The organism is Dyadobacter sp. CY323 (assembly GCF_021390245.1).
Taxonomy (GTDB): domain Bacteria; phylum Bacteroidota; class Bacteroidia; order Cytophagales; family Spirosomataceae; genus Dyadobacter.
This window is the reverse complement of record NZ_JAJUXH010000024.1, coordinates 111,724-127,073: the sequence shown is the minus strand read 5'-3', so window position 1 is coordinate 127,073 and position 15,350 is coordinate 111,724. Positions and strand designations below refer to the sequence as shown.

Annotated in this window: 8 protein-coding genes; 1 reads left to right on the top strand and 7 read right to left on the bottom strand. The window is 49.6% G+C overall.

Features of this window, described 5'->3' with window-relative positions:
- The 7 genes from LZG72_RS25660 to LZG72_RS25630 form a co-directional block, all read right to left on the bottom strand.
- Positions 1 to 1,883, bottom strand: a 1,883-nt coding sequence (locus LZG72_RS25660) for a fibronectin type III domain-containing protein (RefSeq protein ID WP_233878005.1), incomplete at its 3' end; no start/stop codon positions are given.
- 37 nt (positions 1,884 to 1,920) lie between these two features.
- Positions 1,921 to 2,148, bottom strand: a complete 228-nt coding sequence (locus LZG72_RS25655; RefSeq protein WP_233878004.1) for a hypothetical protein — start codon at positions 2,146 to 2,148, stop codon at positions 1,921 to 1,923.
- Between the two features lie 11 nt (positions 2,149 to 2,159).
- Positions 2,160 to 4,232: a fibronectin type III domain-containing protein gene (locus LZG72_RS25650; protein ID WP_233878003.1), complete on the bottom strand. Its 2,073-nt coding sequence runs from the start codon at positions 4,230 to 4,232 to the stop codon at positions 2,160 to 2,162.
- Positions 4,229 to 10,408, bottom strand: coding sequence for a hypothetical protein (locus LZG72_RS25645; RefSeq protein WP_233878002.1), 6,180 nt, complete (start codon positions 10,406 to 10,408; stop codon positions 4,229 to 4,231). The genes LZG72_RS25650 and LZG72_RS25645 overlap by 4 nt, the downstream gene beginning before the upstream one ends.
- 11 nt (positions 10,409 to 10,419) lie before the next feature.
- Positions 10,420 to 12,177 (bottom strand): hypothetical protein, encoded by a 1,758-nt coding sequence (locus LZG72_RS25640; protein ID WP_233878001.1) that lies wholly within the window; start codon positions 12,175 to 12,177, stop codon positions 10,420 to 10,422.
- Positions 12,137 to 12,985: an SDR family oxidoreductase gene (locus LZG72_RS25635; protein WP_233878000.1), complete on the bottom strand. Its 849-nt coding sequence runs from the start codon at positions 12,983 to 12,985 to the stop codon at positions 12,137 to 12,139. Before LZG72_RS25635 ends, LZG72_RS25640 begins: the two co-directional genes overlap by 41 nt.
- A gap of 33 nt (positions 12,986 to 13,018) precedes the next feature.
- The gene (locus LZG72_RS25630) at positions 13,019 to 13,330 is read right to left on the bottom strand and encodes an EthD family reductase (RefSeq protein ID WP_233877999.1); all 312 of its coding nucleotides are present in this window, start codon (positions 13,328 to 13,330) and stop codon (positions 13,019 to 13,021) included.
- Between the two features lie 199 nt (positions 13,331 to 13,529).
- On the opposite strand from LZG72_RS25630, the gene LZG72_RS25625 reads away from it, so the two are divergent.
- Positions 13,530 to 15,344 (top strand): sensor histidine kinase, encoded by a 1,815-nt coding sequence (locus tag LZG72_RS25625; protein WP_233877998.1) that lies wholly within the window; start codon positions 13,530 to 13,532, stop codon positions 15,342 to 15,344.
- Positions 15,345 to 15,350 lie beyond the last annotated feature (6 nt).

Genomic DNA, 15,350 nt, shown 5'->3' with positions numbered 1-15,350 from the left:
TCTTCATTATTGGAAGCATCCGTCCAGGCGAGGTTAATCTGGCTGCTGCTGGTTGGTGTGGCTGATAAATTCGTCGGTTTAGCGGGCTTCGCAATGGGCGCGGCTGGCGTGGTCGCGTCTTTGATAACCCAGTCTGAGGACGTAATTGTGGTGGAATTGGCGGCCCGCAGGCGGAAAAAGTATTTGGTTGAAGCTAGCAATCCGCCGATCGTCTCGGAATTACCGGCAATCGGTAGGTTTTTCGTACCTAATCCTTCTGAAAATGCCTCGTTTCTGGCATATTGCAATTCCAGCGACGTCGCATTGGGTCCGGCTGTATTTTGATATTTGATCTTGATCTCGGTACTCGATAAAACTTCCAGATCGTAGGTCGGTGCCGACGGTTTTGCTGCCGTCGTTTGCCCTTTGTATTCGATCCAGCCCGCGTCACCTGCACAATTTTTTGCTTTTAACCTGAAAAAATAAACTGCATTGCTCTGCAAACCGGTCACATTTTCATCGCGGCGATCTTTGGAAAGATCCCTTTTTTGGGAATTATTGTAATTCCCATTATCCGCATATTCCAGTTCAAAACCATCTTCGGTACCGGCTGAATACGACCAGTTCAGATTGATCTGCGTGCTGCTTGCGACATTCCCCCCAAACGCCGAAGGTTTCGGGGGCACCGATGGCCTGACATCTGTTTTGCCGGTGATCCATCCGGAACGTCCGGCACCATTCTTCGCGGCTACGCGCACATAATAAGTATTGCACTTCTCCAGACCTTCGATCTGAAAAGTCGCAGCATTGCTGCCGAGATTGACCGAAGTTGCGCCCGCATATCCGCCGTCTTTGGAGTATTCAAGATCGAAACCCGTCTCGTTATCCGCATTATCTTTCCAGGAAACATGGATTTTCGTGCCGTCCGGCTGGGGCGATAATACCAGATTCGTCGGGGCATTCGGCAACGGGACGGCGGTGGTGCCAGAAACGGATTTGGACCAGCCGGAAAAGTAATCCTTCTTGTTAAAAACATTTTTGGCCCGCACCTGAATCCAGTACGTTTTCCCGGATGTCAGATTTCCAAACTGGTAAGAACCAGACTTTGAGTCGGTTTCAGCGGTTTGCACACCTTTTGAAAAATCACTGACATCGGAAATTTGAACCTGATAACCCGCAGCTCCATCGACTGCATTCCATTTGACATTGATCGTCTTTTCATCAGTACCTGTGACTTCCAATCCCGACGGCGTTGCGGGAGTCGGATTTTGAGTGGTGGCATCTGCTCCGACCACAATGGTCTTATCATTTATGCCTTCCACTTCCAAAAACCCTTGTAACGTGATGTAGTATTTGGTGTCAGGATCAAGTCCAGTCAGACTTTTCTGAGTTTCGTTGGAGCCGAGCGAAAGTGTCGCACCGTCGGCCTGATTCGAATTTTTGGAATAACGTAACTCTATTTTTGTATAAAAGTCATTGTTTACCCAGGTAACCTTGATCTCCGAGGGAGAAGTAGCCGCCGCTTCCATATTGGAGGGGGCCTTCAACAAAACCTGGGCCGGATTCGTTTTAGCGCCCGCTTCCGCCGCTGCGGACTTTCCATCCTTGTTGGCCGCATAGAGTTTGTAATAATAGGTCGTATTCGCTTTCAGCGATTTATCCTCATAACTCGTCGATTTCGAATCGGGGTCAGCGATCTTGGCAAATGCTTTATTGTCCGTTGATCGGTGCAATTCATAGCTTCCAAGACCCGACGCCTCCGCCCATTTAAGATTAATCTGGGAACTGGACGACGCATTCGCCGAGAAATTTTTAGGCGTTGCTGGAACGGCAGCGAGGGCTGAATGAATGGAAACAACGCTACACCATATCAACCTGATAAATAGTTTATTTAGCCTTTTCATTTGAGTAGTAGTTATATTTTTTACCAATCGGATACGGTTACTGCTTCCAATTCAGATTTGAACATTCTAAATACACCTTCGGATCAACCAAGAACACATTATCAGCAAGTTCATATTTTGTATTTTCATTTGGGATCATCACAACAGGCTCCTTAGAATTTGCATCCAGATTGATCACGGCCACCGGCTCCACATTACTAACCCGGCACTGCGTCCCGATCATTAGCAACGATATCAAAATCAAATAAGTAAATGTCCTTTTCATCGTCGTATAGGTTAGAGCATCTTCACTTCAATGGGTTTGCTGAATCCGGTTTCCCGGCCGTTTTCGTGGATTGCTTTCAGGATGTACCTGTATTTTCCCGGGTGAATGGGACTGTCGAAAAACTGGCTGTCGCTGCCGCTGGCGAAACCGGCAATGCGGTAAGCTCCTCTGCCTTCGGCACGGTACACGGCTATCTTATAGGTACCTTTTGCCGGATATTGCCAGGTGATTTTTGCTCGCTTACTCTCTTTGCTATACGTCACCTGCGGATCGGGGTTGCCGGGCATTCGAACGGGTGTTATCATTCTGGCCGCCCTGCCGGGTGACCGGTCGGAGACCAGTCCGCTCTCATCCGTGACTTCCAGCGCATATTCGTGTGTTACTGCCGTTACTTTGTCCGTAAAGCTGCGAGTAGCCATTTCGGCGTTTCTGAACGTTTTAATATTTGCCCATTCTCCATTTCCGACCCGCCGGTACAGCCGGTACTCCACCACATCGTTGCTCGGGCTTCCCTGCCAATGAATGGTAGCGGTACTGTCTTTCACCTCAATGCCGGTGATCAGCGGAACGACGGGTTTGATTATGTCGGGTCTTTTGACGGTCATAACCGCCGAAAACGAGGAGATATTAAAGTGCTGGTCCATGGCAGCGACTTTATAGTAGACATTTTTGGTCAGCGATCTGAGGGAAATGGTATCCCGGAACGTGGTTTCTGTAATCAGCTTTTTGGTGATCTGCGAAAATTCGTGCGTCGAATCGTTGGCGAAATACACATAGTATCCTTTGAGGTCCTTTTCCGGGTTCGGCTGCCATTCCAGGGTCACAATTCCTTTTTTAGTCGGGATATCCTCGGCTACCTTGCCTGCCAGTTTTTGTGGTGGAACAGGAGCCACGGAATCGTTGAGCGTCACGTAAGCCGGGAATGATGCCCGCTGATTTCCCGCAGAATCCACCGCGTAAACGATGTAATGATTAGTCCCCTCCATATCTGCATTCGGATCGGTGATGGTACGCGTATCACTTCCTGAAATGCTCTCATTGATTTTCTTGAACTGCCCGGATAAAGAGGAACCTCTTGCAACCCAAAAACCTTTCAGGTCTTCGTCCGGAACCGGCATTGCCCATTTGATCTCCACCCTGGTACCACCCACATGTTTGGCCGATTCGATCTGCGGCTGCCCCGGTGGTGTTTTGTCAATCCCCATTGCTTTCACGACAAAATCCGCCCGGTGCCATTCGCCAAAGGGTGTCATCCCCGAAAGCCGGTATAAATAAGGACGATAATTTGCTGTCAGGCTGTCGCGGTAACTGGCATTTCCACCCTTGCGTGCCCCGGCCGTCAGTGGCGTTTTCGTGATCTGCCGGTAGGTTTTGCCATCTTCCGAACGCTCGATGTGATACTGGACAAATTGCTTGGAGTAGGATTGGACGGGCCAGCTCAGGTTAACCGACCTTTCACCTTCCTGCGCTTTTAACTGAGGAGGACTGGTAACAACGGTCGGCTTAGCTGTGTCCACCATGATATATGCGGTATCCGCGCGCTCCCGAAGCTGCATATCGGCATAAATCCGATATATGTATTTTTGGTTGGCATGTAAACCGATTTCCAGAAGCCCCAGCCCCATTTGCCGGGCTACAACCGGCGACCTGAATGCCGACAGCATGGCTACAAAATGCCGGAGATTTTGTTGATTGCTTTCATTCGCACCGGTAAAATCATTGTTGCCCATTTTCGCCGGGACCTTTTTTTCGTAGATCGCCTGGGCCGCCGCGTAAGATTCGGGACCGAGGTTTTTCCATTCATTCCGGGGCTGAGGTTTCACCGCATCCTTACTTACCTTTTCAAAGTGTACCGGCTGACCTTCTGTATATACGGATCTTTCTATATGGTAGCCGCTGGTGTTGTAACGGATCCAGTCTGCACTGTGAATGGGGACCCACAATAAGCGAAGGGTATCATTCCGGTAATGCTGCCAGACGCTGATTTTTACGATTTTTGACGGTTTTTGTGCCAAACCATTCGTGGACATACACAAGCCCAATGCCAGGAGCACGATTGTAAGATTCACCAGTAATGTTCTCATCTTATGTTATTTAGATTTATTGAAGGAGCTGCGCTGTTTCTTTCAACGGCATTGACATACTCCGATTGGACTTGTTGCTGCTGCTGCATAGCACCCGACATTCCGGGATAATGGACGCTTGTCTCGAATGTCACGCCCCTAAGGTTCAAAGTGTTCACAGCACCAGCCACCTGAACAGCCGGCGCGCTCGCTCCGCTCTGGACTATTCCCGTTTGTACCGGGACAGCTGTCTGACCACTTCCTGTGCGGCCCGCGCCCGGCTGGCTGGCCGGACCAGATTGAGCGTAACTGACCACCCCGTGTTCGGAAACCTGCGGGAATTGATAGGATAAATGAAAAGCGTAGTCACCGGCAGTAGGGTTGGCAATCACTTCTCCGCCCGTCGCGATCGAGTTTAGTATTTGAATGAGCGCGTCGTTGAAAAGATACCGAAGACTGAAACTGTTGCTTTCGGCAAGTCCGGTACTTATTGGGTTACCAACAGCCGGGTCCAGCTTTTCGATCAGGCGCGAAATGTTTGCCCTCAACTTCTGTTGTGCCTGGCGTTCGCGAAGCGTTTGGCCCGAATTAAATCCTGATGCCAGATAGCTTTCGAATTTTTGTTTTACTGCTGCGTGCCAGGCCGTATTCAGCTTTGTGGTTGCTACGATCAGCGGTTTGTTTCCGGAAATTTCAAGGTCGTCCCAGCTTTCGGATTGCCGCAGGATCGCTTCCATAATGGCGCTCTGAGGGCTGTCGTGGTTAAACCGGGTTGCTCTTGTCTCGCTCATTTTTTCCGCAAATGTGTTGTAGCGACTGGTGCCGAATGTGAGCGAGTAACATTTAGATAAGATGACTGCCTGTGTGGACACCACTGTTTTTTCTACCCAAAATTCCATTTCAATGCGCGCGTCGTTGGGCAATGGCAACATCCCGAATGTAAGCCCCGCTGAACCATCCGGATATTTGCGGTAACTACATGGAGCTACACCCAAAGAATCGCGGTTTGCAAATGTTTTTACGAAAAACCTTAACCGGATATCGGAAGAAGCAGCTGGTAAAAATTCAGGGAAGTGGCTGCGCAGCTTAATGAAACCCGATGGCCACTGCGTATGACCCTGCAGATAATAGCTCTGCTGCTGCACAGGGTAACTCGTCACTATATCCTCATTGCCAATCTCATAACTGATGGCAGCGCCTGTCAGGCTTACTACTCTTTTGTCAATTGCCGGTGTCCCGTCGTTAAATGTACGCTTAATGCTTTTGCTGCCGTTGCCGATACGCTCTTCAATGCCTAGCTCGACGGTAAAAGTGACCTGTTCTCCTGCATTTATCGTGCGTGCGCCTTGTCTGTAAGAAGGCCGGAATAGCAACTCATTATCAGAGATAGTCACATCCTGAAGAGGCACCTCATTTTCTGTGATCCGGGCTGCGGGCCGCCAGAGTTTGACTGATTTCAGGTACCAGTTCCTGGTGTACGTCGTGTAACGGTTATTGCCTTCATCCTTAACGACGTCCCATGGCTGGCTGAGATTTTTATTCAGGCGAACCTTGATCGTGCCGTAGGGTTCCAGCTTTTCTTCGGGCTGAACGCCGACAATAATGGACTGTGCACCCAGTTTATCATTGAATGAAACGGCCGCGCTCGGAGAGCATTTATCGCCAAATACCACCGGTATGTTGAGCCCGTTCGGAGCAAAATCTTCCACCAGGTCCTCGGTCACGTTGGTGACTTCGTCGTCGCCCCAAAAGCTATCCCACCCTTCGGCCAAAGCGTTCACAACACTGGAAATGCCTCCCGATAACTGATTGGCAGCGATGTCTACCAAATTCACCAAAGTTTCTTTCGATATGTTGGCTTCACCAGTGACCCAGGTCGGATTAGGCCCGCCAAAGCTTGCAATAAGCCTCGCATCCACACTGGTAAGTAAAAGGTCTTCGTCCCCTGGTATGTCAACCTTAATTTCTCCCATCACGTAACCATATACCTGACCGGTGGCATAAGCGCCATCGATCCCGATCGGACCCGAATAGCCGCTGCACCGGACGCCGTCATTGTATTTGATCAGTGCGAGGTCCATTCCGAAACCCAGCTTCACGCCTGCCTTCACTAATTCAAAGTCTATCCCGATGTCACCTCCGACAAACCCGCCGAATGCTACCCCGCCACCGCTACTGGCGCGGCTGTCGAACGGCGGACGATCAGCCAGTACCGCATTTCTGATATCTTGCGGGATCGAAAGGTCCGACTCATCTGGCAACCGTGGCAGACGTTCGATGCCGTAGGTACCCATGCAAAAATAAACGCCTGCTTTGAGCTTGATTTGTGCGAGATCCTGGTCAGGAACGGTGATGCTCATTTTCGCATATCGGCCCATTCCCTGTAGCATGTTCCCGGGAGAGTCGCGATGCTCCCAGGGATTTCCTAAGTATACAAACCAATCATCCTGACCAAAGTACATGACCATTCTGCCTGCACGGGCAGTTTCGGGTTCCTCGTCCCCTTTAACGACATTGGCAATGTTGAAATAAAGGTTAAAATCACCCGAGAAGATATTGTTGACAAAGTCATACGTGAGACTTAAATCTGCCGCAATCTTGATCGCATCCCGCAGTGCCGTCACCGAACCTTCTGGCACCGGGCCTGGGACTTTGAGAAAGCGCGCGGCACCGCCGACCTTGAAAAATTTGGGTGAGAAGCGAGCGGCATCCATTTCCGCCTCCATTGTCATGATACCATTGAAACTGAAACCCTGGGACGCAACTTCTTTGAAAAGAATGCCAAAGGAAATACCAACGCCATCCTTTTTCGGAAGTAATGCAGGAGCCGCGCAACCTTCAACCGGGGTATTAAGTCTCGCAGCAAAGCTGGGCGAATTGCTATCCTTCGTCATATTGTAGTACAAGCCACCGGCAAAACCGTCCACCGCCATCGGAGTCTGCGGAATGATCAGATTAAGACCAGTCAGTAAACCTTCGATATAGAAATACCTGAATTGATTAACCGACCCGAATTTTCCCTGTATCCTCCCCTCAATGGGCAAGCCAGGCAAATTGGATTTAACGACGAGACAACCGTAAAAACCGTTTCCAAACACCGGGTCATTTTTGATAAAGTCAAGTTCCCCTTTTACAGACATGATGGATACGTCCGTTTCCAGTTTGATCTTCTCAAAAGTAAATGCGAATGAGTTGGGCTTTGGGGCAAATGAAGACGTCAGCTGGGTGGTCAGACTAATACCAGTGGTCAACCCGAAACCCGCACCCTCTTTGAGATTAAGCACAATCTCAAAGCCAAAACCGAGCTCATATCCGTCCGATTTAGTAGAAAAAATCGGCTTGAATTCTTCAAGGGAAATCGGAAAGCCACCCGCCTGGACCTCATTCGCCTGATTGGACACGCCCCCGCCAATCCATTTTTGCGGGCTTGCAAAGGATACATTGAAGTCCTCCCAGTCAATGGTAGCCCCATTGAAAAAGAAATTGGTAAACTTCAGTCCGGGCAAGTCAATGCCATCTTCACCGGAAATCAGCGATACTTCTCCCTGTAAATTAAACTGGATCTTTTTATCGGGATCATCGTCATGTCCATTGGAATTGAAGGTCAGGTTTGAACCTTCTGTCAAGCTAAAAGCCGCATGAAGCTGCTCTACTTCCAGCTTGATATCCTTGCTCAATGTGATTTCAAATGCGAGTTCCGGCTCTTCGGTACCATCGGCCTGTTCAGCTTCCCGCATCATTTCCATGAAATCAAGATGGTAGGGGAATGCGCCTTCGTTGGTACCTGTAATGTCAAAAAGCTCGAAACGCAGCTTCCCGTCCATCGTCAGCGCTGTAAATTCGCTTCCGCGCATTTTGGCGTCAAACTGGTCTATCGATAAGCCAAAGCCCGCCAATGCGCCTTTTTTCGGGCCAGCCAAAGTAAGCAGTTCATGCCCTTCCGCATCAAACGACACCCCCGAGCCTTCGAATGAGATCATCAGGAATTTCAAATCTGCCGACGGACTTTGTCCGCTGTTGCCCAGCTTGAAATCCTTGGGAAAACCAATGGACGCTTTTTCTACAAAAACACCTGTCCAGGTATTTTGGGTTGCTTCGTCACTTCCGACTGTGTTGCGGATATCCTCCGGAACAGTCGACCAGCTTCCCGGATTGCGGACGGTAGAAAGATCCAGAGATGCCTTCTCTAATGTAAAATTCCAGCCCGGATGTGCCTTTAAACCAAAGGGTTGAGGAAATTTAAGATCAAAAGTAAGGTCGTCAAAATTGCTCCGGGCAATGCTTTCAAATGTAGCTTTTACCGTGTCCGTACCTGTTTTTGGCACGAACAACGACCGGTCGAACAACATTTCCCCCTGCAATTTTACCTCTTTGAAATCCCCGTTATCCAAAGTAATGTAGGTAACCTGGTCGCCCGGTGAATCGGAGCCTGAACCTTTCAGTCTTAATGTATGTCCGCCAATGGAAACGTCGAGATCGCCGCCCAGATAAAAAGTCGATTGAGTCGCAAAAATGCCTCGTTGAGAGAAACAAACGTTCATTGCTCCAAAATACAATGGCTGATTAATGCCGGGAATAGTCGGCGTTTGCAGGATGACCTGCATTGTCGCACGCTGGGGCGTAAACGTCAGCCCGAAAATCCCTACCCGCAACGGTTCTCCATCCAGTTCGCTGGCGTAGCCTATCGGCAAGCCCGACTCGAAATCTTCATTCGCAAGCTGCTGGATGGCCCGATCGATGTAGCGGATTTCCTTAAAGGCCGCGTCGATCGGACGAGCAGCGCTCTCTACCTTTCCGCCAACCGCGTTGGATACAACAGCCGGCAGCGACGAGGTGGCCTCGGTAGCGGTAGCTTTGGCCGTCTGAAATGCATCATATAATGCATAAATAGGGCCAGATTCGAGCAGAGCTTCATCCGGCAAACCCTCCACAGAACCGGCAACCGCTGCCAGTTTATTTCCAAATTTTTTGACCACCAATCCTTTGAGTTCTACCAAAAACAGGGCACTGAAAACCGGTATCCTCACCACGCCCCTGCCATTAAACCCTTCCCCCGACCGTGCCGCTTCCCTTACCCGTACTTTGAAACAACCTACATATACATCGGAATCAACCGGCAATTCGGTAACATCTGTTCCGCCTTCGGGAATCGGGATGTTGTTACAATCGCCATTCACGCATTCCGGTAACAGATTCGGATCGCTGTCGTTGCTCGCGAAATTGTCACGCACTGCGGCATCGGACCCGTAGGTAAAAATGCAGACCGGACTCAAACCTCTGTTGGGCAGCTGATCGGATGAAAACGAAGCAGATTCCCCCTGAACCGCGATGGCATACTGGCTCCCGATCTTCATTTCAGCTGAAAAATCCTCGGGCATCAGATTCTCGATCATTTGCGGCGCGCCGCCTGGCGGGTGAATGGTTTTTCGTACCACCCAGTTGCGCGACTCAATGCCCACCTGCAATGCCTGGAAGATCTGGTTGGGATCGCGGGAGTCGCCCGGCAACAGTTCCAGGATAAAAACAGTGTAAGAAAAATCGGTAACCGTCACATTGTTCATCTGGAAAACCAGGGGTGTGAATGCAATGCTGAAAGGCGCCGCCGCCGCGGGCGGGGCTGGAATACCGCCTCCATCCGGGCAAGGCATTCCATTGATCGTGTTGATCAACGGCGCGGCAAATTGCTGGAAGATCAGATTCGCACAACCTACATTGCTCAATGTATTGGAAAGCTGCTGGTTCAGCGCATCGGGTCTCACGCGCACGCAAAGCTGGTATTGGCCTGTCGGAATCTGGCCGGTAGGATCCTGGATCAAAAAATCGGTGAGCAACTGACCGTTCCCGAGTACAAAACTATCGTCATAAAAAAGATCTTCAGAAAGTTCGGTTGGCGTGAATGTCTTCACCTGGTTGGGTGAAAGCGTGTACAATGCGGCACTTCGGGCATCGGGATTGGTCTGGATCTTAAAATCGGTTTGCGGCGACGACATCAGCACTTCCAGCTGGATCGTTTGCTGCTGGTTGGTGAGATTCGTTAAGGTCATGACCATTCCCCCGCTTTCGGCCAGCGACTGCAGTTCGTCCAGGCGGGAAAGAGGCCGCTGGGTGGCTACTGAAAAACTGATGTTAATGATCTGCGCATGCGCTGCCGTCGAAAACAACAGTAACGACACGGCGATTCTGATAAAATATTTCATAGGAGACCTGTTTAAAATCGTACGCCGTAACTGATTGTTCCTCTGTATTCGGCAAAATTCCGGTAGCTGACTGCATCCCCGCCCGACTGGTACCGGTTGTGTAAATTGTTCACCGACATTGAAAAAGACTGTTTTTTCCGACTCATCGAGGCACTTATGCCCGTGTTACTTACCCGCCCGTCGCGCAGGCCGTTCGTAGTCCTGAACTGGCTGTTGTGTGTAAATGATGTGCGGATTTTCTGTTTCGGCCACTCTTTGCTGACACTCAGGCCAGGCCCGATGTTGACCATTTTCCGTCCATAGGTATCAATGGTGACATAGCTCAATGAGAGATTTCCATTCAGGTGCGCGGCCGTGTGGGAATGGCTGTAATTTAAGGCAGACACAAAGGAAGATGCTCCGGTATATTGTCGCGTAAAACGGTTTTGGTCGTTGGTATTCTGGTAATTGACCATCAAACCAACCGTTTGCCTTTGAATGCGTGTGCCAAACAAATAGCTCAGGTTTCCGCTGTAAGAAGCATTTACGAGGCTAACTGCAAGTGAATCATTGAAAAGATCGCCCAGTCCGCGGCTCTGCCCCACCCCGAAATTGGTATAGCCGAGATTGATGCTCAGTTTGGGAATCAGCGCGGCATTGACATTCAGCGAGCCTACATTGCGATGCGTCGTAGCTAATTTTTTCCCATTGAGATTATCATGCGACCGACCATAGGAACCGTTTACATTCAATTTGTTTTTAAGGAGCGAAAAAGAGGGTGATACTGTAAACTGCTCCACGTCATTCTGAAAATAATAAGCGCCCAGGGATTGATAGTCGGGGTCAATACGCTGGTAACCCAGCCGGAGCGACCCGATTTTCGCGAAAGAATAGGCAGCAGAAGCACTGGCGGCGGTAAAAAACGAGGTGGAATTATTCACAGCCATGACACTGAGCAGCGTGTTTTGCCATGGCAGCGGATCTTCAAGGTCGTATCCGGAGATATCCCGTGTGAGGAGGCTCGCTCCGAGATCCAGGTCGAAAGTCAGTTTTTGTTTCAAAAAACCAATGTGGTTTTTAATGCCAATGGCCAGATTTTCCATCGGCGTGATCCTCGACCGCAACGAAGGCGTCGGAATGGAGCCGATCACATCCCGCGCCCCGAATGCACTCACATCTATAAAAGCTTTTTTTCCGCCATAACCCAGCTTTCCGGCCATTCCGATACGCTTGTAACTGGGACGCAAATACCGGTAACGCGGATCCGTAGACGAAGAATCTTCCTGCACCGCCCGGGCAAACCGGCCATATACAAAACCTGCCCGGAACTTACCGGGATTAAGCTCGATGCCCGCACCCAGAAAATTGGCTCCGGCCAATGTATAGTCGGAAAAACGCACATTCCGATAACCCAGATGCAGCTTTATCCACTTGTAAGAGGGACTGACGCCATATTGGTTAAATGGCTGTGAAAACCGTCGTTCCTGCTCACTCACAGTGAAGGAAAATGGGAATGTCATTCCGTATAATTTCATGACAGGAGAACCGGTAAGAAACCAGGTGAAAGGCTGCCGGCGGCTGGCAATGCCGTCGACCGTATAAAACTGCAGACTCGCCGATAAGGATCCGTTTATCTCAAATGGCTTTTGCCCCCTGAATCCCTGAAGGTTTTGCGCAAATGAATTCGAAAACGTGCTGACGACAGTCAGTATCATGAGCCACAGGCAGGCGATCCGATGATAATTAGCCTCAAAAGCCATATTTCGCCAGCCATTTTTGCTTGATCTCATCTTTTGCCTGCACATATTCCCGATCTACACCTTCGGCGGCCATATCCAGCGGCGTGCGCAGCGGACGTTTTCCTTTTTCCATATTCACCAATGACAGCGCGGCATCGGCGATTACCTGCGGGTCGGCTTTTGTCCGGGCCATCGCATCTTCGAGTGATTTGCCGGCTACGACCATAAAATCGCTGACGCCCTGGCCATATTCGAGCGCCACATCCGGGCGGTCAAAATAAGAGGAGTTATTGAATAGTTCGGTAGGATAAGCACCGGGCTCGATCAGCACATTCTCAACACCCTGCGTGAGCAATTCGGCGTGAGATCCTTCTGTGAGTGCTTCAAGTGCAAATTTTGACGCACAATATGGAACCACAAACGGAAAAGAAACCAACCCGTACCCGCTCGAGATATTGATGATCAATCCATCCTGCGCCTTGCGCATGGCCGGCAGAACGGCCTGGTATAAACGTAATACGCCGTAGTAATTCACGTCCATGATCCGGTGGGCCTGCGACAAGGAAAACGCTTCTTGTATCCCGACCCCGTAAATGCCCGCATTGTTAATCAGCACATCGATCCGGCCGTGCGTACCCAGCACTTTTTCGACGGTCGCTTTCACATTCGTGTCGCTGGTCACATCAAGTTCCAGAACTTCCGTTCCCGGCAAGAGTCCCAATTCCTTTGCTATCGCTGCGTTTTTGCCATGCACGTCGCGCATGGTTGCGATCACGATGTCTCCGGCTTCAGAGAATGTCCGCACCATGAGTTTGCCAAATCCGGTACTGGTACCGGTAATGAAAATCACTTTTGCCATGATTGCTGCTTTTAAATGGTTGAGAGAGAAGGTTTAAATGATCCGGGACAACTGCATCAGCGGTTGGGACTTTGTAAAATTGGGAATGTCGGCCATCAGTTCGGGACCGTGGATCGCCAGGGCCGACTGCAATGCTTCCGGCGTTTCAAAGTTGAGTTTGCCGATGGCCGCGTAAATCGGCGGTGTACCAGGTAAGCCTCCCGCAAGTCCCTGTTCAAGGTCAATGCTGATAAGGCCTTCGGGCTGGAGTTTTTCCCGTACCAGGGGAATGTGCACATTCAGGTAGTAGTCCAGGCCGAATTTCGCTTCGCCGGTTTCGGGGTAAAGGATGGTCAAACAGATCATGTGATTTGCGGTTTAAAGATCGGGGTGCCGTTTTTTGGCTCGATACAAAGTTTACCAGACGCCCATCCGAAAGAAATCATGGAAACCATGATTTACCATCATGGTTCAAATGAATTTCAAACCGCCATGTTTCAAAGATTCTTGAAGCATTAAATTATTTTTTACATCTTTATAATCAAGCACTTAACTCTCCCCTATTTTGATAAGGATTATCATCATACTATTAATACTTATCGCGCCATGTGCCAGTGGACAGACTTTGGTCGACAGCCTGAAATGGGACATTACCAATCTGAAAATCCAGAAAAAATCGCTGGTTCGGGATTCGCTTTTATGCGAAAAATACCTGGCCCTTTCCAAAGCGTATAAATGGACTGAGGACTGGCAGCCTTACAAGCCGGATTCTGCGCTTTTCTATATAGACCAATCTCTCCCGCTCGCGATCAGTGACCGTCAGAAAGCGTATTGTTTGTTCCATAAAGGAGATATGTACCAGATCTGGAATTGGGGAGTGAAAGGCAATTGGATCGGTTCGGATTATTTGAGCCAGAGTATCCGGCTATTTGTGAAGTGCCGCGACCGGGAAGGGATTCACATTGCCGCAAATGCCTTGTATGTCGACTTTGCATCGAGGTATCGCGGGGACACCATGTTTACGGAAAACCAGCTGAAAGTGCTGATCCTGGCAATGGAAGCTCAAACGGGTGAAAACTTTGTTTTTCCCGAAAACTTCCAGAGTGATACGGCACTGATCCCTGTCCGCGCAGCCACATATCAGAAAGCGATCGACGCGTGCAGGCGCAATCTGGCACATTGGCAAAAGATAAAGAACCGGCCACTGATGATGTGGAGAGGTGAAGTCCTGGGGTATCTTTTATATGAATCAGGAAATCATAAAAAAGAGGCGCTGCAATTGCTTCTTGAAACCCGGAAAATTGCGACAGAACTGGCCGACAACGGTACTTTTCTCAACATAACAGGCCACATGGCCATTTGGCTTGAACAAAAAAAGGATTACCGGTTGTCAATCCAAACCGCACAGGAAGGATACATTTTAAGCAAAAGAATAGGCTGGACCAGGAAGGAGGCGATCTTGGGGAATATCCTTTTCAGGTCTTATAAAGCATTGGGAATATATGACTCGGCTTATTTCTTCAAAGACCGGTCCATTGCCATTCTGGACAGCCTCTCGATTGTGGATGCCAAAAAGCAGGTCGATTTGCATAATGAAAAAAAAATTGCTGAAAAACAGCAGGCCGAACTGCAGGCAAAACTGCTGGAAGAGGGACAGGTAAGAAACTATATGCTGATCGCCGTCGCCCTGCTTTTTGTCTCGGTCATTTACGTGACCTGGAACAACCGCAAGCTAACCAGCAAAAACCGCGAAATATCCCAGGCACTGCTGAAAGGGCAGACTACCGAACGCAAGCGTGTGGCGGCCGAGCTGCATGATAATTTGGGAAGTTCGTTGTCCGCAATACGCTGGAACCTGATCGGCCTCAACCGTTCCAAACTGGAACCGACTGAACAGGATATTTATGATACTGTTCTCGACATGGTATCGACCGCGCACGAAAATGTCCGCTCTTTGTCCCACAATCTGCTGCCCGAGGAATTGGAGAAAGAAGGATTGGAAGTGGCGTTGAAACGGCTGGTTTCTAAGTTGAACCAATCAAAAAAGACGCATTTTTCCTATCAGAACCTGGCGCAGCCTTTACGATTGGAGCCCCGGCAGACTTTCGAGCTTTACAATGTGATCCTGGAATTGAGCAACAACATTCTGAAACATTCCCAAGCTTCATTAGCGGCGATTGAATTGGAGCAGAATCACGAGAAGCTGGCCGTGCGGGTTTGGGACAATGGAAGGGGTTTTGATAAACAAAATGAACATGGCAGCGGGATACAGAACATCGAAAACCGCATTTTCAGCCTAAATGGTACCTGCGAAATTTCATCCGGCAAAGATGCGGGGACAAAGTTCGAGGCCATTATTCCGGCGCGGTCCCGAACTTGAAAACAG

What these genes read in the sequence shown, in the direction of transcription:
- LZG72_RS25655 (WP_233878004.1), bottom strand. Translation starts at nt 2,148, where the DNA reads ATGAAAAGGACATTTACTTATTTGATTTTGATATCGTTGCTAATGATC.
- LZG72_RS25650 (WP_233878003.1), bottom strand. Translation starts at nt 4,232, where the DNA reads ATGAGAACATTACTGGTGAATCTTACAATCGTGCTCCTGGCATTGGGC.
- LZG72_RS25645 (WP_233878002.1), bottom strand. Translation starts at nt 10,408, where the DNA reads ATGAAATATTTTATCAGAATCGCCGTGTCGTTACTGTTGTTTTCGACG.
- LZG72_RS25640 (WP_233878001.1), bottom strand. Translation starts at nt 12,177, where the DNA reads ATGAGATCAAGCAAAAATGGCTGGCGAAATATGGCTTTTGAGGCTAAT.
- LZG72_RS25635 (WP_233878000.1), bottom strand. Translation starts at nt 12,985, where the DNA reads ATGGCAAAAGTGATTTTCATTACCGGTACCAGTACCGGATTTGGCAAA.
- LZG72_RS25630 (WP_233877999.1), bottom strand. Translation starts at nt 13,330, where the DNA reads ATGATCTGTTTGACCATCCTTTACCCCGAAACCGGCGAAGCGAAATTC.